Raw genomic sequence first — 20202 nt, forward strand, 5'->3', positions numbered from 1 at the left:
CGGCGGTTCGGCGTGGCTTCGATTGTTAGCGCTAACACGGCACGCAGCCCCTCACTCACTGGAGAGGAGTCCGGGATGCGGCATCCCGCACGACTTCGCACCCACCTGTCCGCCCTCGCCATCGCCGGCTTGGCCCTGACCGGAACGACCGTCGCGCTGTCCGCGCAAGCCGCCGAGGCGGCGGGCTGCTCGGTCGAGTACTCGGTGACCTCGCAGTGGTCCGGCGGGTTCGGCGCGAACGTCTCCGTCACCAACCTCGGAGACCCCGTCTCCGGGTGGACGCTGACCTGGTCCTACCCGGCCGGCCAGACCGTCACGCAGGCGTGGAACGCCACCGTGTCGCAGAGCGGCGCCCAGGTCAGCGCCAGGAACGTGAGCTACAACGGCGGCATCGCCACCGGCGCGAGCGTCGCGTTCGGGTTCAACGGCTCGTGGACCGGCAGCAACCCCGCGCCGACCGCGTTCTCCTTGAACGGCACCGCCTGCACCGGGAACGTCGGCCCCACGACGACCACGCCCACGAGCACGACCACCGGCACCACGACCACCGGTCCCACCACGACGACCACGGCTCCCACCGGCAGCCTGCCGTCGAGCTTCCGCTGGTCCTCCAGCGGGATCCTGATCAGCCCGAAGCCGGACGCGACGCACGCCAACGTGGCGGTCAAGGACCCGAGCGTGGTCTACCACGACGGCAAGTGGCACGTGTTCGCCTCGACCTACACCACCGGCTACAACCTGATGTACACCAGCTTCACCGACTGGTCGCAGGCGTCCTCGGCGCCGCACACCTACCTGGACCGGACCGCGATCGGCACCGGGTACAAGGCGGCGCCGCACGTGTTCTTCTTCGCGCCGCAGAAGCTGTGGTACCTCGTCTACCAGACCGGCGACAACGCGTCGTACTCCACCACGACCGACATCGCCGACCCGCAGTCTTGGAGCGCGCCCAAGAAGTTCTACGCCAACGGGATGCCGCAGATCATCCGGGACAACATCGGCAACGGCTACTGGGTCGACTTCTGGGTCATCTGCGACACCGCCAAGTGCTACCTGTTCTCCTCCGACGACAACGGCCACCTGTACCGGTCGGAGACCACGGTCGCCAACTACCCCAACGGGTTCACCAACACCGTGATCGCCCTGCAGGACTCGGACCGGAACAGGCTGTTCGAGGCGGCCAACGTCTACAAGGTCGCGGGCAGGAACCAGTACCTGTTGGTGCACGAGGCGATCGGCTCGGACGGCAGGCGCTACTTCCGCTCCTGGACCGCGCCCGCCATCACCGGGCCGTGGACGTCGCTGGCCGACACCGAGGCCAACCCGTTCGCCCGCGCCAACAACGTCACCTTCCCGAACGGCGCCTGGACCCGTGACATCAGCCACGGCGAGATGCTGCGCTCCGGCTCCGACCAGATCATGGAGATCAGCCCGTGCGACCTGCGCTACCTGTACCAGGGCATGGATCCCAACGCCGGCGGTGACTACAACCGGCTGCCCTGGCGGCTCGGCCTGCTGACCCAGACCAACTCCACCTGCTGATCCCGAGCGGGGGGCGCGGGACGTCGACCCGGCGTTCCGCGCCCGGTCGGCGTGACCGCGCCGGCCGTGACGACGAGCGGCGGTCGAGGACTGTCAGCCGAGTCCGATCGTGTAGTCCATGAACTCCCAGGAGATCTCCAGCTTGCGCATGCCCAGCGTCCGCCCGTCGGTGCTGGCCGTGGTCCAGCACCAGTCGAACGAGTTCCAGGGCAGGTGGGTGAAGAACTGCTGACTGGACCACCGCGGACTGAGGTCGTCGGCCTCGGCGAACCAGAAGAACTTCTCCCCGCCGACCCAGCCGGTGTAGACCTTGACGGTGCCGCCGGGATCGACCTGGTACCACCCCTTCTTCGCCCAGTCGACGCCGCCCTCGCACCCGGGGGCGTGGTAGGCGTACGCCACCCAGAGCCGCTCGTTGCTCCGGTTCTTGAAGTACAGGCCCATGTCACACCGCCTCCGGCGAATCGGGCCGCGACGGCGGATCCGGCCGCGCGGGGCGCTCCGGGCTGAGGCGGTCCTCCTGGTAGTCCTCGTCGCCGGGTCGGTGCTCGGCCCCGCCCGCCGCGCGACCGGAGACCAAGGGTCTGCGGTGGGTCGTCCGGGCCTCGGGGAGGTCCTCGACGGAGTCCTTCGCCTCCGTCGCCACTTCTTCCGGCGTCCACTCCCGGGAAAGTCGTTCGAATGCCATGGATACCTCCGCAAACGACGCCCGCGCTCGCGCCCCGCACCGCGCGGAATGGCGCACTTGGGCGGTTCAGGACGCTCAGTATCCCGCCGGGACCCGTGCGGGTGAAGCCGCACGATGTCACTCGATGGAGTTAATCCCGGTGCTCGCCAACGGTCGTTCGACCGCGCGGACGGCGGCATAGCGAAAAAGGGATGGCGGAAACGTTATGGCGCAAGCGGATCAGCCGAATTCCCCTGGCAACGGTCAAGCCTCGAAGGAAATGCCACCGAGGCGCTAGACACTGTGTTGTCCATCGAGGCCGCCACTCGGGATCTCCCTGCATTGCCTGAGGAGTTGGCGTGAAACGCAGAATCGGCGCATACCTCGCCGTGTGCCTGACAGCCCTGTCCGTCGAGGCGGCCACCGCACGAGCGACGCCGGCGGCACCGCCGAGCCCGCTGACGCTCGCGGTGCGATCGGCCGACCAGGCCGCCGCGTCCGGGCTCGACGCGCTGGCCAAGGGGCCGCACGAGCAGTTCCGGCGGCGGGCGGTCTACCAGGGCGGCGTACCCGGCCGGAAGGACCTGTTCTACGTCTCCTACGACCGCACCTACGACGGGTTGCCGGTCATCGGCGGCGACGCCGTGGTGGCCACCGACGCGGCGGGCCACGTGCTGGAGACCGTCGCCGCTCCCCTGGGCGGCCTCGCGGTCGACACCACACCGACCATCACCCCCGCACGAGCGGCGGAGGTCGCCGGAGCTCAACTGTCCACGGTGGACGATATCGGGAGCACCACGCTGTCGGTGCTCGCCGGAGGGCACGGCACGCTTGTCTACGAGACCGTCGTCTCCGGCCGCAAGGACGGCGTGCCGAGCCGCCTGCACGTCTACGTCGACGCCCGCACCGGCGCTGTCGCGGGCAGTCAGGACGACGCCAGGGCGGGCACCGGCACGAGCCAGTGGAACGGCCCCAACCCGTTGTCCATCGACACGAGCAACAACAGCACGGTGGACGACACGCGACCCGGCGTGCGCTGCGTGGACTACGCGACCAACGCGCCGTTCAGCAAGGCAAGCGACTCCTTCGGCAACGGCAACGCGACCAGCAAGGAGACCGGCTGCGTCGACGTGCTGTGGTCGACCCAGAAGCAGTGGGAGATGATGCGGACCTGGTTGGGCCGCAACGGGATCGACGGCAACGGCCGCGGGGTCACGGTCAAGGTCGGCCTCAACGCGGTCAACGCGTACTGGACCGGGCAGCACATCGAGATCGGCCGCAACAACGCCAACCAGTGGATCGCCTCGATGGACGTGGTCGCGCACGAGCACGGGCACGCCATCGACCAGCACACGCCCGGCGGCGCGGCCCGCGAGGCCGGTCTCGGCGAGGCCACCGGCGACATCTTCGGCGCGCTGACCGAGGCCTACGCCGCGGAGCCCGCGCCGTTCGACACGCCGGACTACCTGGTCGGCGAGTCGGTGAACCTGGTCGGCCGCGGTCCCATCCGGAACATGGCGAACCCGTCGGCCGTCGGCGGTCACCCGAACTGCTGGTCCAGCGCCATCCCCGGCACCGAGGTGCACGCCGCGGCCGGTCCGCTCAACCACTGGTTCCACCTGCTGGCCGAGGGTTCCGCGGCCAGTCCGACGTGCGACGGCTCGACCGTGACCGGCATCGGCATCCAGGCCGCGGGCCGGGTGTTCTACAACGCCATGCTGCTCAAGACCTCCGGCATGACGCACTTCCGCTACCGCGTCGCGACGCTCACCGCGGCGAAGAACCTCGACCCGACCTGCCGGCAGTTCCAGGCCGTCAAGGCGGCCTGGAACGCGATCAACCTGCCCGCCCAGCCCGGCGAGCCGACGTGCGCGACCGTGCCGGACGACGACTTCACGCTCGCGCTCGACCCCGCGTCGGGCACCGTGGAGCCGGGAGAGAAGACGCAGTCGACCATCCGCACGACCACCACGTCCGGCGACCCGCAGACCGTGGCGTTCAGCGCCACCGGCCAGCCTGCCGGCGTGACGGTGCACTTCGCACCGTCCTCGGTGACCTCGGGCGAGTCCTCGACCCTCACCGCGGCCACGACGGCGGACGTCGCGCCCGGCACGTACCCGATCACCGTGCGGGCCGCGGGTTCCACCAGCCACACCGTGACCTACCACCTCACGGTCGGCGGCGAGCCGCCCGCGGACGACTTCGCCATCGCGCTCGATCCCACCGGCGGCAGCGCCGAACCCGGCGGCGCGGTGAGCACCACGGTCGGCACCACGACCACGTCGGGCGAGTCCCAGAAGGTGGGGCTGTCCGCGTCGGGCCTGCCGGCCGGCGCCACGGCGACGTTCGACCCGGCCACGGTCGCGTCCGGCGAGTCGTCCCGGCTGACGATCGCCACGTCGCCGGGCACCCCGGCGGGCACTCACCAGGTGACGGTCACCGGCGCGGGACCGGCGGTGTCGCACTCCGTCACGTTCACGTTGACCGTCGAGGAGGGCACGCCGGGCGGCTGCGCCGGACTGCCGGCGTGGAGCGCGACCCGGGCCTACGTGCCGGACGACGTGGTCTCGCACAACGCGCACAAGTGGACGTCGACCTGGTACTCCACCGGCGCCGAGCCCGGGGCGCCCGGCTCGTGGGCCGTGTGGCGGGACACGGGCGCCTGCTGAACCCACGCTGACGGGGTGGCCCCGGCCGCCCCGTCAGCGGTCCAGCGCCCGGGCGATGTCCCGCCACAGGTCGTCGGCGTCCTCGATGCCCACCGACAGCCGGATCGTGCCGCCGGTGATGCCGCTCGCCTTCAGCCGGTCCTCGTCCAACTGGCGGTGCGAGGTGCTCGCGGGGTGCAGCACCAACGTCTCCGTGCCGCCGAGCGACGGCGCGAGCCGGACCAGCTCGACGCCGGTGACGAACTTCCGGCCCGCCTCCACGTCGGCCACGTCGAACGAGAACGAGCTGCCGAAGCCATCCAGGAACCGGGTCGCGACGGCGTGGCTGGGGTGCGCGTCGAGGCCGGGCCAGTGCACCACGCGCACCGCCGGGTGCTCGGCCAGGCGGCGGGCCAGGACGGCGGCGTTCTCCTCGTGCTTGCGGACGCGCAGCGCCAGGGTCCGCAGGCCGCGGATGGTGAGCCAGGCCGCGAACGGGTCCGGGGTCACGCCCAGCTCGACCGAGTGCCGCCAGGTCGAGCGGTAGCGGGCGTCGTCGGCGAACACCGCCACGCCGCCGGTCACGTCGCTGTGCCCGCCGAGGTACTTCGTGGTCGAGTGGACGACCACGTCCGCGCCGTGCTCGATCGGGCGGCACAGCAGCGGTGAGGCGAACGTGTTGTCCACGACCACGAGGACGTCGTCCGGCACGGCGACGGCGAGCGCGGGCAGGTCGCTGACGTGACCGGTGGGGTTGGCGATGGTCTCCAGGTAGAGCACCTTGGTCTCGGGCCGGACCGCCGCGCGCACCTCGTCCGGGTCGTGGCCGCCGACGTAGGTGACCGCGACGCCCCAGCGCTCCTCCAGGTCGCGCAGCAGGGCGAGCGTGCCGCCGTAGAGCGCGTGCTGGGCGATCAGGTGGTCGCCGGACCGGAGGTTCGCGAGCAGCACCGCGTTGATCGCGCCCATCCCCGACGCGGTGGCCAGCGCCGCCGTGCCGCCTTCGAGCGAGGCCACGGCGCCCTCCAGGGCCCGGACGGTCGGGTTGCCGAACCTCGTGTAGACGAACGCGCCGTCCGGCCTGGTCATCGCGTCGGCGAGGGCGTCGAGGTCGTCGAACGCGAAGCTGGAGGTCTGGTAGAGCGGCACGGACAGGGGCGTGCTGGTCAACGCGGGGACCGAGGTGCGGGCAACGCGGGTGTCGGCATGCATGGGACGAGCATGGTTCAGGAAGTGGTATGTCTTTAGAGCCAATTCGCCTAGATTGGTCTCATCATGAAGCCAATCTCCGTGGACGACCTGGCGGGCCGGCTCGGGCGCTGGTCCGCCGGCCGGGGCTCGCTGTACCTGCTGCTGGCGGCGCGCCTGCGCGAGCTGGTCGACGAGGGCCTGCTGCCGCCGGGGACCGTGCTGCCGCCGGACCGGTCGCTGGCGTCGGGTCTCGCGGTCGGGCGGACGACCGTGATCGCGGCGTACGACCTGCTGCGGGAGGAAGGCCGGTTGACCCGGCGGCGCGGCAGCGGCACGTGGGTGTCGTCGGGTGGTCGTGCGGCGGCCCGCGAGGAGACCGCGAACCCGATGTTCGTGAACCTGCTGGAGCCGCCCGACGGCGTGCTCCAGTTCGCCTGCGCCGGGCCGATGGCGCCGCCCGACCGGCTGGTGCGGGCCCAGCGGCGAGCGGTGGAGCGGTTGGCCGGCGAGGACCTGGGCTACCACCCGTCCGGGCTCCCGGCGCTGCGCGCGGCGCTGGCCGACCGGTACCGCGACCTCGGCGTGCCGACGACCGCGGGTCAGATCCTGGTGACGACGGGGGCGCAGCAGGCGTTGGCGCTGCTGACGCGCGCTCTCGTGCGGCCGGGTGACGAGGTGCTGGTGGAGGCGCCGACCTACCCCGGCGCGCTGGACCTGTTCCGGGAGGTCGGCGCGGTCGTCCGCGCGGACGACGACCTCGCGGGCGCGCTCGCGCGTTTCACACCGGCGTTGGTGTACGCGATGCCCGCGTTCCGCAATCCCACCGGCTCGTCCCTGAGCCCGTTGGCACGCGCGCGCCTCACGAGGGCGGCCGGCGACGTGCCGCTGGTGTTCGACGAGGTGCTGGCCGACCTGGACCTGAGCGGCGCGCCGGCGTCGCCGCCCACTCCCGGCGCGATCACGGTGGGGTCGCTGAGCAAGGTGGTGTGGGGCGGGTTGCGGGTCGGCTGGGTGCGGGCCGACGCGGCGCTCGTCGCCCGGCTGGCCCGGTTCAAGGCGGTGCACGACCTGGGCAGCGCGGTGCTGGACCAGTGGGCGGCGGTGGAGCTGCTGGCGGACTTCGCGGCGGTGCGGTCGGAGCGCGTCACGGCGTTGCGGCGGCAGCACGACCACCTGTGCGCGCGGGTGCGCGAGGAGCTGCCGGAGTGGGAGTTCACGCCCGCCGAGGGCGGCCAGACGCTGTGGGTGCGGCTGCCTGACGCGGACGCCGCCTCGTACGCCCAGGTGGCGTTGCGGCACGGGGTCGCCGTGCTGCCCGGGGGTTCGCTGGACCCGACGGGCGGCAGCGCCGACCGGCTGCGGCTGCCGTTCACCGCCGAACCGCCGGTGATCAGCGCCGCCGTCGCCGCGTTGGCCGCCGCGTGGCGCGCCTTCGCCGCCGAGTCGACCCGCCGGCCGCTCGTGCCGTCCATGTCGGTGTAGGAACGGCCGGCGCCACCGTGGCCGCGGCGGCGCCGGCCAAGCCTCGTCGGACGTGCGGCTCGAGCCTACGGCCGGCGCCCCGGCCGGGACCTCTCGCGGATTGCCCGTTCGGTCAGGACCCCGCGTCGAGGCGGTTGCGCCCACCGACCTCGCCGACGCGTGGTGGACCGGGTGCTCGTCGCCGCGCGACGAGCGCTGTCGGGCGCTCCCCGTCGTCAGGAGATGCCGCCGTCGCAGCCCTCGTCCCGGACACCGCCCTGGATCCAGGGCAGGTTCACCTTCCGGAACGCGATCGAGCGGTGCGAGGACGCGCTCGCCGAGGTGTTCTCGTTGACCTCGATCAACGCGCCGACGTGGTAGTCGGCGGTCTTGACGATGCTGGAGTAGCCGCCCTCGCGGTAGCTGCCGCCCTCGTCGGGCAGCGGCGCGTCGGAGAACGGTCGGCTGTAGGCCCACGTGCGGCCCTCGTCCTCGCTCATCCGGATCCGCATCTTGGTGCGGGTCTCGGTGCTGGCGGAGTTCACGAACGCGAGCCGGGCGGGCGCGTCGGCGTTGTAGCGCATGGTCGAGCCCTCGTTCACCGGGTCGAGCAGGCAGCTCGCCGCGGCGAACGGCCGGAAGCCGTTCTCGATCGTCCCTCGGGTGACCCAGCGCCGTTCCTGGATCTCCGCGGTCGCGGAGGTCGGCCGGTCGTTGCGGTACAGCTCGCCGTTGGCCAGCTCCAGCACGGTGGACTCGCCGGTCTGCTCCATCGACGCGCCCGCCGTGGTGCGCAGCGGCGCCGACTTCCACGTCACACCGTGGTCGTCGCTGTAGAGGTTGCGGTGCTGCGCGGGGATCACCAGGCGGCCGGCGTCGCGGTAGGTGGTCTGGATGCCGACGCCGGGGCCGACCGCGTCCCAGTTCCAGCTCCGGCCGTCGGCCAGGGTCCGGGGCTTGAGGGTGGCGGACATGTTCGTCGGTGACGCCCAGGTGTTGCCGTTGTCGGTGCTGGAGGTCAGCCACACCTGCCGGTCGTCCCACGAGTCGACGGGCGAGTGTCCCTCGGGCTGGTGGTTGAGGAACAGCCAGATCCTGTTGTTGCCGCGGTCGACCACGGCGGTCGGGTTGCCCCACGTGCCCTGGCCCGCTCCCACCACCTCGCGCAGGTTCGACCAGGTCGCGCCGTTGTCGTCGGACACCTTGTAGACCAGGTTGATGTTGCCGAAGTCGGCGTTGTTCGCCGCACGCCCCTCGACGAACGCGATGAGCCGGTTGGTGTTCGTGCGGATCAACGACGGGATGCGGAACGAGTGGTACCTGATCCCGTTGAGCACGTCGTCGCCACCGCCGTCGAAGATGACCTTCTCGGAGTGCGACTGCGCGGCCGCGGCCTGGTGGCCCGACACGGGCGCCGCGGTGGCGACCAGCAAGGCGACGACGACACCGCAGATCCGCAACAGCGACACCCTGGCACTCCCCCGGCTCGGACGAAACTTCCGACCCAACGTAGCCACGGTTACGAAAAATCGTAACCACGCGAGGTTGGCCACGACGTGAACGGCGCGTGACGACGCCGGCCGCCCGCCACGGGTGGGCGAGCGGCCGGCGTCGGACGCGGGGTGCGGGGCCGCCCGGTGTCGTAGGCGGCCCCGCGGCATCACCGGAACAGGCGCAGTGGCACGGCCTCCGCCATCGCGGCCATGCCGGCGTCGTTCGGGTGGAGGTGGTCGCCGCTGTCGTAGGCGGGCAGCAGGCGGTCGGGTTGCCCGGGGTCGCGCAGGGCCCGGTCGAAGTCGATCACGCCGTCGTACTCGCCGCCGGTGCGGATCCAGTGGTTCACGGTCTGCCGCGCGGCCTCGTTCTCCGGGCTGAAGAAGCCGAACGTGTCGTCGCGGAACGGCGTGATGGTGCCGCCGTGGATGCGCAGGCCCTGCGCGTGGGCACGGGCGATGAGCTGCCGGTGCGCGCCGATGATGTCCTGCGCGGTCACCTTCTCCGACAGCGGCGCGCTCGTGCCGGGGTGGCCGAGGTCGTTGACGCCGAGCAGCACGACGACGTGCCCGACACCGGGCTGGGCCAGCACGTCCCGGTCGAAGCGGCGCAGCGCTGCCTGCCCGAAGTACGCCGCGTAGCCCTCCGCCGGGTGCCCGACCGGCGGGTTGGGGTCGTGCAGCAGCCGGTTGCCGCTGATGCCCGCGTTCACCACGCCGAGGTGCCGCAGGCTTCGCTCGGCGGAGAACCGGCGGGCGAGGACGTCGGGCCAACGGCGGTTCGCGCCACGCGTGGTCTCCGCGCCGTCGGTGATCGAGTCGCCGAAGGCCACCACGGTCGAGCCGCGCTTGCCGCCCGTGACGCTGACGCCGGTGAGGAAGTGCCACTTGCCGAGCACGGCGGTCGGCGTGATCTCCGTGCGGCCGGTGACGTTGCCCGCCGCGACGTACCCGTCCTGGTACGGGAACGCGTGCACGGTGTTGCCCGCCGTGCGCCGCGGCAGGTGGATGCTGACCACGAGGTCGGAGTCTGCCGCGACGGGCAGCGCCACCGGGTCGCTGAGCAGCGGCGTGCCGGGCGGCAGGGTCGCGGACGGGCGCCCGCCGAACGTCAGCCGCCGGTCGCTGCCGGGCTCGATCGCCGAACCCGCGCCCGCCCGCCGTGCGACGTGCGCCTCGCCGATCACCAGCGGTTCGGCGCCGAACTCGTTGGACAGCCGCACGCGGACCGTGCCGCCGCCGACGCTCAGGTGCACGACCTGGCGCAGCGTCTGGTCCTCGAACGACGTCGTGTCGGAGGCGGGCACGGTGGTGGGCGAGGTCGCCCACGCCCCGACCCAGGTCGGCCGCGGTGACGCGGCGGCCGCGGTCGGCAGCAGGAGCAGCAGGGCGGTCAACGCCGCCGTCGTGGTGCGCTTCACGGTCGACCCCTTCAGCGGCGCGCGGGCCGGTCGAAGCGCCAGCCGTCGGCGCGCAGTTCGGGGATCAGCCTGGCCACCGCGTCCACGGTCTGGCCGCGCTCGTTCGGGCCGTCGTGCATCAGGACGACGGCGCCGTCGGTGAGGCCGTCCTTCACCCGGCGCACCAGCTCGTCCACGCCCGGCGGCTCCCAGTCGCCGATGGCGAGCTTCCAGCCGAGCGAGGTCATGCCGAGCTTGGCCGCGACCTGCGGGCTCTGCCCCCAGCTGCCGTAGGGCGCGCGGAAGTAGCGGATGGGCGCGCCCGGCGCGGCGCGGTGGATCGCGGCGCTGGTCTGCCTCAGGTCGGCCTCGATCTGCTCGGGCGTCCACTCGCCCATGTTGTCGTGGTGCATGCTGTGGTTGCAGAGGATGTGCCCGCCCGCGACGATCTTGCGCACCAGCTGCGGGTTCGCCTCGACGTAGTCGCCCCAGAGGCAGAACACGGCCTTGACGTGGTGGCGGCGCAGCACTTCCAGCAGGCGCGGCGTGTCGGCCGGGTTGGGGCCGTCGTCGAAGGTGAACGCGACCGTGCGGCCACCGTGCTTGGTGGAGTCGACGATCACCGGTTCGGCCGCGCTCGCCGGCGCCGAGCTCAGGCCGAGCACCAGGCCAGTGGTCAACAGCACCGTTCTCCACCGCATCGCGAAACCCCTTCCGTCGGACGAGCGCTGTCACTATCAGGTCGGGATCAACCCACCTACCAGACGTTTCGCGGAAGTTTCGAGTCTCAACTGGCTTGCGCCGCAACGGGAATCCGGCGGCTCAGCCGGGCTGGTTGGTGGCGATCACCACCGCGGCCCGCGTGTCCCAACCCAGGGACGCGTAGAGCGCCTGCCCCGCCACGCCGGCGAGCAGGATGCCGTGGTGCGCGCCGCGGGCGACCGCCTCCTCGGCCAGGGTGGCCATCACCACGCTGCCCAGGCCCCGGCGGCGGTGGGCCGAGGCGGTCTCGATCCGGTCGAAGACGGCGTCCCGGTCGGTGACGGCCACCTGACCGCTCGCGGCCTGCTCGTCGGACTCGTGCCGGACGTCGGCCACGACGACTTCCGCCTCCGACGTGGCGATCCGGTAGTGCGCCGGGACCGTGCGGCGCGGGTGGTCGGCCAGCGAACGGGTCATCAGCCACTCGCGCGCGGTCTTGAGGTGCAGACCGGCGTGGCGCAGCACCTCTTCGACCTCGTCGGGCCGCGTGGTGGGGACGGTCAGCCAGGTCGCCTCCTCGGCGGCGACGGCCTCGTCGGCCAGGGCGCGCAGGCCGGTGACGTCGTCCGGGCGCAGGGCGATGATCTCCCGGTGGCGGCCGGGGCGGTGCTGGAGCAGGTGCAGGGCGTCGCCCGTGTCCCGTGGCGCGGCCCAGCCGCGGCTCACGCTCCACCCCTTCTCCCAGCGGCGGACCAGGTCGGTGAGGCTCGTGCCCGTGGTGGTCGAACTCGTCGTCATTGTTGCCATATTATGGCAATAGTCCGGGCGACCGCGCCCGATTTCGGCGGAGGGCGTCGAACGACGGCCGGGTGGCGGATTTACATCGTTGATACAACGTTGAAAAACTGGGTCCGCAGCCCAAGTCGACGACGACCGGGAGCCGACCATGTCCATGCGACGTCGCACGTTCCTCACCGCCGGCGCCGTGACGGCCCTCGGCGCGGCAGTGCGGCCGGCCGAGGCCGCCGCGCAGGCCGGCCCGTGGTACCCGCCTCACCGCGCGCCGCTGCGGCCGGCCGCTTTCCTCCGGCTGCCGCCGGGCGCGGTGCGTCCGCGCGGCTGGTTGGCGACCCAGCTGGACAAGCAGCTCGACGGCCTGAACGGGCGCCTCCAGGAGGTCTCGCACTTCCTGCGCTTCGACGCCACCGGGTGGGTGCGCCCCGAGCTGGGCGGCTGGGAGGAAGTGCCGTACTGGCTGCGGGGCTACGGCGACCTCGGCTACGTCACCGGGGACGCGCGCGTCCTGCGCGACGCGGAGCGGTGGATCGAGGCGGTGCTCGCGACGCAGGCGGCGGACGGGTTCTTCGGCCCGTCGGCGCTGCGCGGCTCGCTCAACGGCCACGCCGACCTGTGGCCGCACATGCCGATGCTGCACGCCCTGCGGTCGTGGGCGGAGTTCCACGAGGACACCAGGGTCGACCGGGCGCTGACCCGGTTCTTCGCCTTCACCGCGCGACAGCCCGACGCCGTGTTCGCCGACGGTTGGGGCGCCACGCGCTGGGGTGACGCGATGGACGTGGTGCTGTGGCTCTACAACCGCACCGGCGACGCCTCGCTGCTCGACCTGACCCGGCGCGTCCACCGGCACTCGGCGGACTGGGTCGGCGGCCTGCCGACCCTGCACAACGTGAACATCGCCCAGGGGTTCCGCGAGCCGGCGCAGTTCTCCGTGCTCTCCGGCGACGACGGCGACCGCGCGGCGGCCTACCGCAACTACGACACCGTGATGCGCCGGTACGGGCAGTTCCCGGGCGGCGGGTTCGCGGGCGACGAGAACGCCCGCCCCGGCTACGGCGACCCCAGGCAGGGCTTCGAGACCTGCGGCGTGGTCGAGTACATGGGCAGCCACGAGCTGCTCACCCGGTTGACCGGCGACGCGGTGTGGGCCGACCGCACCGAGGACCTGGCGTTCAACCTCCTGCCCGCCTCGCTCGACCCGTCCGGGCGGGTGGCGCACTACGTCACGCCCGCCAACGTCGTGCGGCTGGACGACGTGCCCAAGCGCCGCCGCCAGTTCCAGAACGGCTTCGCGATGCTGGCCTACAAACCGGGCGTCGACCAGTACCGCTGCTGCCCCCACAACTACGGCCAGGGCTGGCCGTACTTCGTGGAGGAGATGTGGCTGGCCACCGGCGACGGCGGGGTGGCGGCGGCGTTGTACGGGCCCTCGACGGTCACGGTGAAGGTCGCCGACGGCACCCCGGTCACGATCACGGAGGACACCGCCTACCCGTTCGGCGACACCATCACCTTCCGGGTCGCCACGCCCCGCCCGCTCGCGTTCGGGTTCACCGTGCGGATCCCGGGGTGGTGCCCCTCCCCCGTGCTGACGGTCGACGGCTCGCCGGTGGCCGTCCAGGGCGGTCCCCGCTTCGCCACCGTCCGCCGGACGTGGTCCGACGGCGACGTGCTCGTGCTGCGGCTGCCGATGGCCCCGCGCACGCGGACGTGGCCGGACAACCACGGCGCGGTCTCCGTCGAGTACGGCGCGCTGACGTTCTCGCTGCGCGTCGACGAGCGCTGGACCCGCTACGGCGGCACGGACGCGTGGCCCGAGTACGCGGTCGAGGCGGCCTCGGCCTGGAACGTCGGCCTGGTGCCCGGCCAGCCCGTCTCGGTGGCGACCGGTGGCGGCGACGTCGACGATCCCTTCACCGTCGCGAACGCGCCCGTCCGGCTCACCGCGAAGGCGCAGGAGATCACCGACTGGACCGCGGACGGCGAGCACGTCGTCGGCACGTTGAGCGACAGCCCCGTGGCGACGACCGCGCCGGTCCGCGACGTCACGCTGATCCCCGCCGGCGCCGCCCGTCTCCGGATCACCTCGTTCCCGCGGACCGGCGGGTCACGCGGCTGGGGCACGCCGGGCGTGGTGCTGCGCGTGCAGAACAAGCACAGCGGCAAGGTGCTCGCGGTGGCCGGCGCGTCGACCGCGAACTCGGCAGGGGTCGTGCAGTTCGCCGACACCGGCGCCGCCGACCACCGCTGGCGTCTGGTGGACCAGGGCAACGGCCTGGTGAAGGTGCGCAACGAGCACTCGGGCAAGGTGCTCGGCGTCGACGGCATGTCCACCGCGAACTCCGCGCGGGTGGTGCAGTACGACGACAACGGCACCCGCGACCACCTGTGGGAGCTGCTGGACGACGGCGCCGGCTGGTTCCGGCTGCGCAACGTCAACTCCGGCAAGGTGCTCGGCGTCGACCTGATGTCCACTGCGGACTCGGCGCGAGTGGTGCAGTACGACGACATCGGCACCGCCGACCACCTGTGGCGGGTCGTCCCCGAAGGCACGGTGAAGATCCAGAACCTCAACTCGACCAAGGTCCTCGCCGTGGACGGGATGTCGACCGCGGACTCCGCGCGCGTCGTGCAGTTCGCCGACACCGGCACCGCCGACCACCGCTGGCAGTTCCTGCCCGACGCCGACGGCTGCTTCCGCATCCGCAACGCCCACTCCGGCAAGGTGCTGGGCGTGGACCGGATGTCGACCGCCGACTCGGCGATCGTGGTGCAGTTCGCCGACAACGGCACGGCCGACCACCTGTGGCGGCTCCGGGCGAGCACGGACGGGCTGTGGCGGATCCGGAACGAGCACTCGGGCAAGGTGCTCGGGGTCGACCGCATGTCCTACGACGATTCGGCCCAGGTGGTCCAGTTCGGCGACACGGGCACCCCCGACCACCTGTGGCGGCTGCTGCCGGCGTGATGCAATCTCCGCGTGACGACGATCGACCGGCTGCGCAAGACCGCGCGGTCTCTGCCCGAGGTGGCCGCGGACGGCCGGGCGTTCACCGTGCGGGGCACGCGGTTCGCCTCGGTGGACGAGCACGACCGCGTCCACCTCCACCTGCCCGCCGCGGACGTGGACGCGGTCCTGGCGGCGCACCCGACCGCCGAGCGCCTGGCCGGCGGCGTGCGCGTCCCGCTCGGTGACGTCGACGGGCAGCGGCTCGACCACTGGGTGCGGCGGGCGTGGCTGTCGCGGGCCCCGGAGGATCTCGCCGCGCGGGCCGCCGGGGCCGAGACCGCCGAGCCGGGCGAGGTCGGCGACCTGCCCAAGGGCATCGGACGACCCGCCACGCGGGCGCTCACCGCCATCGGCGTCACCACGCTCGCCCAGGTCGCCGGCCTGAGCGACGCCGAGCTGCTGGCCGTGCACGGCGTCGGCCCGAAGGCCGTCCGGGTGCTCCGCGAAGCGCTCGACCGCTGAACGGCCTGCCTCAGAACGTGTAGTTCACCACGAACGCCGGGTGGTCGGTGCGGTACATGGCGTACTCCTGCGTCGACACGAACGTCAGCGTGCGGGCGATGACGTGCTGCACGTCGCCGTCGCCCTTGCGGAACCAGCCCGACGGCACGCAGTTCTGCGCGTTGGTCGCCGAACCCGGGCTGTACTTGAGGTTCAGGTCGCCCAGGACCACGTGCCTGGTCGTGGCGGAGCCGGTCGGGTCGTAGCCCAGCACGATCGCGGGCACGAGTTCCTTGCACTGCGCCAGCGCCACGGTGCCGGTCGTGCTCAGGTGCGTGGTGCAGGCGGTGAACGCGCGCACCTCGCTCAGCGCGCACGCCCAGGCCCGGACCTCGGTGCCGCTGTCCTGCGCGGTGTACACGCCGTGGCCGCTGGTCCGGATGCCTTCCTTGACGATGATCCCGCTGCCGTAGGCGCCCCGGCCGTCGGTGCACTCGATGTTCGCGCCCGTGGTCTTCCGGCGCGCGAACGCGAACTGGTACTCGGCGCTCGCGCCCACGGCGGCGGTCAGCCGGGGCAGGTCGGACAGGCACACCTCGTTCACCGACACCACGTCCGGCACGCGGCGCTGGATCATCGTCACGGCCTCGCCCACGGCCAGCCCGTCCTGGTAGCACCCGGCGACGCCGCTGTTGCACAGGTTCAGCTGCAAGACCTTGAACGCGGTCGCGGCGGTGGCGGGCGCCGTCACCAGCCCGCAGAGCAGGAACACGGCCAGGACGAGGCCGGCGGTGCGGCGTGGGAGGCCCATGCCGACCATGCTCACACGGCAAACGCGCCGTGACCAGGGTTGATACCTTCCTCGCATGGCGTTCACGCTGGAGCAGCTACGGGGCTTCGTAGCCGTCGCCGAGGAGTTGCACTTCAGCCGTGCCGCCGCCCGGCTGGCGATGACGCAGCCGCCGCTGAGCAGGCAGATCCAGAAGCTGGAGCGGTCGGTCGGCGCGCGGCTGCTGATCCGCGACAACCGGCGGGTCACGCTCACCGCGGCGGGCGAGGTGTTCCTGGTCGAGGCGCGGCGGCTGCTGTCGCTGGCCGAGACCGCGCCGGAGCTGGCCCGGCGGGTGTCGTCGGGGTCGAGCGGCGTGGTGCGGGTCGGGTTCACCGCGGCGGCCACCTACGGCATCCTCGGCCGGCTGCTGGACGACATCGCCGCGCAGCTGCCGGACGTGGACGTGGAGCTGGTCGAGCTGGTCACCCGGGAGCAGGTGTCCGCGCTGGTGAACGAGGAGATCGACCTCGGGCTCGGCCGGCCGCCGTTCGACGACTCGACCTTCGGCTCACGGCTGCTGCACCGGGAAGGGCTGCTGGTCGCCGTGCCCGCCGGCCACCCCCTGGCGGCGCTGGGACGTGACGCGACGGCCGCCGACGTGGTCCGCGAGCCGGTCGTCATGCACTCGCCCACCGACGCGCGCTACTTCTACGACCTGGTCGTGCGCACGGTGCCGATCGCGTCGGAGAACACGGTGCACACGGTCAGCCAGGTGCTCACCATGCTGTGGCTGGTCGCGGCCGGCCGGGGTGTCGCGTTCGTGCCGGAGTCGGCGGCGCGGCTGCGCATCGACGGCGTCGAGTTCGCCCGGCTGGCGACCGCGGTGCCCGAGCCGGTGGAACTGCACCTGCTGTGGTTGAAGGCTTCGGCCAACCCGGCGCTGTGGCGGACGTTGAGCGTCCTGGAGGGCCGCACGCCGTTCGAGTGATGCCCTCCGGGTATTGCGCAATGCTAAATAACTCTTGGACAAGCATCACTCCTGGTCCATACGGTGGAGCCGTGACGAACCCCGCCGCTCTCGCCGACCGACTCGCCTCCGGGCTGCTGTCCTTCCCGGTCACCCACTTCGACGCCGACCTGCGGTTCGACGAGCACCGCTACCGCGAGCACCTGGCCTGGCAGGCGAGCTTCGACGTGGCGGGCCTGTTCGCCGCGGGCGGCACGGGCGAGGGGTTCTCGCTGACGCCCGCCGAGCTGGACCAGGTGGTCCGCGTCGCCGTGGACGAGGTGGGCGGCAAGGTGCCCGTCGTGGCGCCGGCGACCGGCGCCACCGCCGTGTCGGTGGCGCAGGCGCGTGCCGCCGAGGCCGCGGGCGCCTCCGGCGTGCTGCTGTTCCCGCCCTACCTCACCGAGGCCGGTCAACGCGGCCTGGTCGAGCACGTCTCCGCGGTGTGCCGGGCCACCGGGCTCGGCGTGATCGTCTACAGCCGGGCCAACGCCGTGCTGACCGACGCGACGGTCGCCGAGCTGGCCGACCGCAACCCCAACCTGATCGGGCTCAAGGACGGCGTCGGCGACGTCGAGCAGCTGACCCGCACCTACGCCCGCGTCGGCGACCGGCTGATCTACATCGGCGGCCTGCCGACCGCGGAGACGTTCGCCCTGCCGCTGCTGCAGCTCGGCGTCACCACGTACTCCTCCGCGCTGTTCAACTTCGTGCCCGAGTTCGCCCTCGAGTTCTACGCCGCCGTCCGCGCTCAGGACCGGACCGCCGTGTACGGGATGCTGCGCGACTTCGTGATCCCCTACCTGGACCTGCGCGACCGGGAGCGCGGGTACGCGGTGTCGATCGTCAAGGCCGGGCTGACCGCCGTGGGCCGCGACGGCGGCCCGGTGCGCCCGCCGTTGACCGACCTGACCGACGACGAGCGCGCCCGCCTCACCGCCCTGGTCCGGCAGCTCGCCTGATCGCCCGCGCCCGAGGAGAAGGAGCCCGATGTCCCGCAGTCCCGACCGGATCACGTCGATCACGCTGTCCTCGGTGACCCTGCCGCTGCCGACCGCGATCAGCGACGCCAAGGTGTTCACCGGCAGGCAGCGGCCGATGACCGAGGTCGCGATGCTCTTCGCCGAGATCCGCACCGAGGCCGGGCTGGAGGGCGTCGGGTTCGGCTACAGCAAGCGCGCCGGCGGGCCCGCCCAGTTCGCGCACGCCCGCGAGGTCGCGCCCGACCTGATCGGCGAGGACCCCAACGACATCGGCCGGCTGTGGACCAAGCTGGTCTGGGCCGGCGCGTCGGTCGGGCGCAGCGGCGCGGCCACCCAGGCGCTGGCCGCGTTCGACATCGCGCTGTGGGACCTCAAGGCCAAGCGCGCGAACCTGCCGCTGGCCAAGCTGCTCGGCGCGCACCGCGACTCCGTCCGTTGCTACAACACCTCCGGCGGGTTCCTGCACGAGACCGTCGAGCAGATCAAGGACAACGCGACCCGCACGCTGGAGTCCGGCGTCGGCGGCATCAAGATCAAGGTGGGCCTGCCGGACCGGGCGGAGGACCTGCGCCGGGTCGCCGCCGTCCGCGAGCACCTCGGCGACGGCGTGCCGCTGATGGTCGACGCCAACCAGCAGTGGGACCGGCCCACCGCGATGCGGGTCGGCCGGGCGCTGGAGGAGTTCGACCTGGTGTGGATCGAGGAGCCGCTGGACGCCTACGACGTCGAGGGGCACGCCGAGCTGGCCCGGTCGCTGACCACGGCCGTCGCCTCCGGCGAGATGCTCACCAGCGTCGCCGAGCACTACGAGCTGATCCGCGCCGGCGCCGTGGACGTGCTGCAACCGGACGCGCCGCGCGTCGGCGGGATCACCCAGTTCCTCAAGCTCGCCACGCTCGCCGACCACCACCACCTCCAGCTCGCGCCCCACTTCGCCATGGAGATCCACGTCCACCTCGCCGCCGCCTACCCGCGCGAGCCGTGGGTCGAGCACTTCGACTGGCTGCACCCGCTGTTCGACGAACGGCTGGAGATCCGGGACGGCCGGATGCACCTGTCCGACCGGCCAGGCCTCGGCGTCACCCTCAGCGACCAGGCCCGCGCCTGGACCGTCGAGACCGCGAAGGTCGGCTCGCCCCGGTGACGGGCGCCCGCGGGTGAACGCGGTCCTGTCGGGTTTCGCCACCCTCGTCGCGGTGATCGCGGTCGGCTGGATCGCCGGCCGCGCCCGCGTGCTCGGCGAGGGCGCGGCCGGCGTGCTGTCCCGGCTGTCGTACTTCATCGCCACGCCGGCGTTGCTGCTGCTGACCCTCGCCGACGCGGACCCGTCCGTGATGCTGTCCCCCACCCTGGTGGCCACGGCGGGCAGCGCGGTGGTGTGCGCGCTGGTCTACCTCGTCGTCGCGTGGTGGCGCTGGCGGCCGCGCGCCGGTCACCTGGCCACCGGCGCGCTCGCCACGTCCTACGTCAACGCGGGCAACCTCGGCATCGCCATCGCGGTGTACGTGCTCGGCGACGCCTCCCTGGTGGCGCCGGTGCTGCTGTTCCAGGTGCTGGTGCTGGCGCCGATCGGGCTGACGGTGCTGGCCGCGTCACGCGACGCGGGCCCTGGCGGGCCGTCGCGGGCCCACCTGCTGACGCAGCCGTTCCGCACGCCGCTGGTGATCGGCTGCGCCCTGGGCCTGGCGCTGTCCGCGCTCGACTGGATGCCGCCCGCCCCGGTGCTGCGGCCGGTCGAGCTGCTCGCCGACCTCGCCGTCCCGGCCGCCCTGCTCGCCTACGGCGCGAGCCTGCACGGCGCGCCGCGCCCGGCCTCCGGCGGCACGGCGGGCCAGGTGTGGCTGGTGGTCGCGCTGAAGACCGCGGCACAGCCCGTGCTGGCCTACGCCCTCGGCCGCTGGGTGCTCCACCTTGACGACCCGGCGCTGCTCGCCGTCACCATCGCCTCGGCGCTGCCCACCGCGCAGAACGTGTTCGTCTACGCCACGGCCTACGACCGGGGCACCGAACTGGCCCGGGACGCCGTGCTGATCACCACCGTCCTCTCGGTGCCGGTCCTCGCCGGGATCGCCGTCGCGCTCGGCTGAG

At 72.6% G+C, this 20202-nt stretch carries 17 protein-coding genes; 9 read left to right on the top strand and 8 right to left on the bottom strand.

The genetic code is table 11. The features are described 5' to 3' along the window. The first annotated feature begins 75 nt into the window (after nt 1-75). Nucleotides 76-1542, top strand: coding sequence for a glycoside hydrolase family 62 protein (locus AB0I91_RS25505; protein ID WP_498784119.1), 1467 nt, complete (start codon nt 76-78; stop codon nt 1540-1542). 93 nt (nt 1543-1635) lie between these two features. On the opposite strand, the gene AB0I91_RS25510 is transcribed toward AB0I91_RS25505, so the two are convergent. After that, nucleotides 1636-1986, bottom strand: coding sequence for a DUF1036 domain-containing protein (locus tag AB0I91_RS25510; protein WP_498784117.1), 351 nt, complete (start codon nt 1984-1986; stop codon nt 1636-1638). 1 nt (nt 1987) lies between these two features. Next, a complete protein-coding gene (locus AB0I91_RS25515; RefSeq protein WP_498784115.1) occupies nt 1988-2230 on the bottom strand; it encodes a hypothetical protein in 243 nt (80 codons plus the stop codon). A 338-nt stretch (nt 2231-2568) separates the two neighbouring features. On the opposite strand from AB0I91_RS25515, the gene AB0I91_RS25520 reads away from it, so the two are divergent. Continuing rightward, nucleotides 2569-4878 (top strand): M4 family metallopeptidase, encoded by a 2310-nt coding sequence (locus tag AB0I91_RS25520; protein WP_498784113.1) that lies wholly within the window; start codon nt 2569-2571, stop codon nt 4876-4878. Between the two features lie 33 nt (nt 4879-4911). Here AB0I91_RS25520 and AB0I91_RS25525 read toward each other — a convergent pair whose 3' ends face one another. Beyond that, entirely contained in the window at nt 4912-6069 is a 1158-nt protein-coding gene (locus tag AB0I91_RS25525) for a trans-sulfuration enzyme family protein (protein WP_498784111.1), read from the bottom strand. Between the two features lie 63 nt (nt 6070-6132). Between AB0I91_RS25525 and AB0I91_RS25530 the strand changes: the two genes are divergently transcribed. Continuing rightward, a complete protein-coding gene (locus AB0I91_RS25530; RefSeq protein WP_498784109.1) occupies nt 6133-7530 on the top strand; it encodes an aminotransferase-like domain-containing protein in 1398 nt (465 codons plus the stop codon). A gap of 215 nt (nt 7531-7745) precedes the next feature. On the opposite strand, the gene AB0I91_RS25535 is transcribed toward AB0I91_RS25530, so the two are convergent. From AB0I91_RS25535 to AB0I91_RS25550, 4 genes are all read right to left on the bottom strand, one after another. Further along, on the bottom strand, nt 7746-8978 hold the full coding sequence (locus AB0I91_RS25535; protein ID WP_499639177.1) for a sialidase family protein: 1233 nt from the start codon (nt 8976-8978) through the stop codon (nt 7746-7748). A 191-nt stretch (nt 8979-9169) separates the two neighbouring features. Beyond that, nucleotides 9170-10423: an SGNH/GDSL hydrolase family protein gene (locus tag AB0I91_RS25540; RefSeq protein ID WP_499639179.1), complete on the bottom strand. Its 1254-nt coding sequence runs from the start codon at nt 10421-10423 to the stop codon at nt 9170-9172. Between the two features lie 11 nt (nt 10424-10434). Next, the gene (locus AB0I91_RS25545; RefSeq protein WP_499639181.1) at nt 10435-11088 is read right to left on the bottom strand and encodes a polysaccharide deacetylase family protein; all 654 of its coding nucleotides are present in this window, start codon (nt 11086-11088) and stop codon (nt 10435-10437) included. Nucleotides 11089-11224: 136 nt separating this feature from the next. Continuing rightward, on the bottom strand, nt 11225-11902 hold the full coding sequence (locus tag AB0I91_RS25550; protein ID WP_499639183.1) for a GNAT family N-acetyltransferase: 678 nt from the start codon (nt 11900-11902) through the stop codon (nt 11225-11227). A gap of 148 nt (nt 11903-12050) precedes the next feature. Between AB0I91_RS25550 and AB0I91_RS25555 the strand changes: the two genes are divergently transcribed. Continuing rightward, nucleotides 12051-14870, top strand: coding sequence for an RICIN domain-containing protein (locus AB0I91_RS25555; RefSeq protein ID WP_499639185.1), 2820 nt, complete (start codon nt 12051-12053; stop codon nt 14868-14870). Between the two features lie 12 nt (nt 14871-14882). Next, entirely contained in the window at nt 14883-15374 is a 492-nt protein-coding gene (locus AB0I91_RS25560; RefSeq protein ID WP_498784099.1) for a hypothetical protein, read from the top strand. A gap of 10 nt (nt 15375-15384) precedes the next feature. On the opposite strand, the gene AB0I91_RS25565 is transcribed toward AB0I91_RS25560, so the two are convergent. Beyond that, complete coding sequence (locus tag AB0I91_RS25565; RefSeq protein ID WP_498784097.1) at nt 15385-16164, bottom strand: endonuclease/exonuclease/phosphatase family protein; 780 nt, start codon at nt 16162-16164, stop codon at nt 15385-15387. A 55-nt stretch (nt 16165-16219) separates the two neighbouring features. On the opposite strand from AB0I91_RS25565, the gene AB0I91_RS25570 reads away from it, so the two are divergent. The 4 genes from AB0I91_RS25570 to AB0I91_RS25585 all read left to right on the top strand — a co-directional run bounded on the left by AB0I91_RS25570 (nt 16220) and on the right by AB0I91_RS25585 (nt 20201). Next, nucleotides 16220-17113, top strand: a complete 894-nt coding sequence (locus AB0I91_RS25570) for a LysR substrate-binding domain-containing protein (RefSeq protein ID WP_498784095.1) — start codon at nt 16220-16222, stop codon at nt 17111-17113. Nucleotides 17114-17184: 71 nt separating this feature from the next. Next, complete coding sequence (gene kdgD, locus AB0I91_RS25575) at nt 17185-18093, top strand: 5-dehydro-4-deoxyglucarate dehydratase (RefSeq protein ID WP_499614924.1); 909 nt, start codon at nt 17185-17187, stop codon at nt 18091-18093. Between the two features lie 28 nt (nt 18094-18121). Beyond that, on the top strand, nt 18122-19258 hold the full coding sequence (locus AB0I91_RS25580; protein ID WP_499639188.1) for an L-talarate/galactarate dehydratase: 1137 nt from the start codon (nt 18122-18124) through the stop codon (nt 19256-19258). A 13-nt stretch (nt 19259-19271) separates the two neighbouring features. After that, nucleotides 19272-20201 (top strand): AEC family transporter, encoded by a 930-nt coding sequence (locus AB0I91_RS25585; RefSeq protein WP_499614919.1) that lies wholly within the window; start codon nt 19272-19274, stop codon nt 20199-20201. Nucleotide 20202: the final 1 nt, after the last annotated feature.

The sequence above is a fragment of the Actinosynnema sp. NPDC049800 genome, from assembly GCF_040656635.1.
Taxonomy (GTDB): domain Bacteria; phylum Actinomycetota; class Actinomycetes; order Mycobacteriales; family Pseudonocardiaceae; genus Actinosynnema.

Coding starts and splice junctions, on each gene's coding strand:
- AB0I91_RS25510 (WP_498784117.1), bottom strand. CDS start 1,986: ATGGGCCTGTACTTCAAGAACCGGAGCAACGAGCGGCTCTGGGTGGCG.
- AB0I91_RS25580 (WP_499639188.1), top strand. CDS start 18,122: ATGTCCCGCAGTCCCGACCGGATCACGTCGATCACGCTGTCCTCGGTG.
- AB0I91_RS25530 (WP_498784109.1), top strand. CDS start 6,133: ATGAAGCCAATCTCCGTGGACGACCTGGCGGGCCGGCTCGGGCGCTGG.
- AB0I91_RS25550 (WP_499639183.1), bottom strand. CDS start 11,902: ATGACGACGAGTTCGACCACCACGGGCACGAGCCTCACCGACCTGGTC.
- AB0I91_RS25515 (WP_498784115.1), bottom strand. CDS start 2,230: ATGGCATTCGAACGACTTTCCCGGGAGTGGACGCCGGAAGAAGTGGCG.
- AB0I91_RS25570 (WP_498784095.1), top strand. CDS start 16,220: ATGGCGTTCACGCTGGAGCAGCTACGGGGCTTCGTAGCCGTCGCCGAG.
- AB0I91_RS25525 (WP_498784111.1), bottom strand. CDS start 6,069: ATGCATGCCGACACCCGCGTTGCCCGCACCTCGGTCCCCGCGTTGACC.
- AB0I91_RS25555 (WP_499639185.1), top strand. CDS start 12,051: ATGTCCATGCGACGTCGCACGTTCCTCACCGCCGGCGCCGTGACGGCC.
- AB0I91_RS25565 (WP_498784097.1), bottom strand. CDS start 16,164: ATGGGCCTCCCACGCCGCACCGCCGGCCTCGTCCTGGCCGTGTTCCTG.
- AB0I91_RS25505 (WP_498784119.1), top strand. CDS start 76: ATGCGGCATCCCGCACGACTTCGCACCCACCTGTCCGCCCTCGCCATC.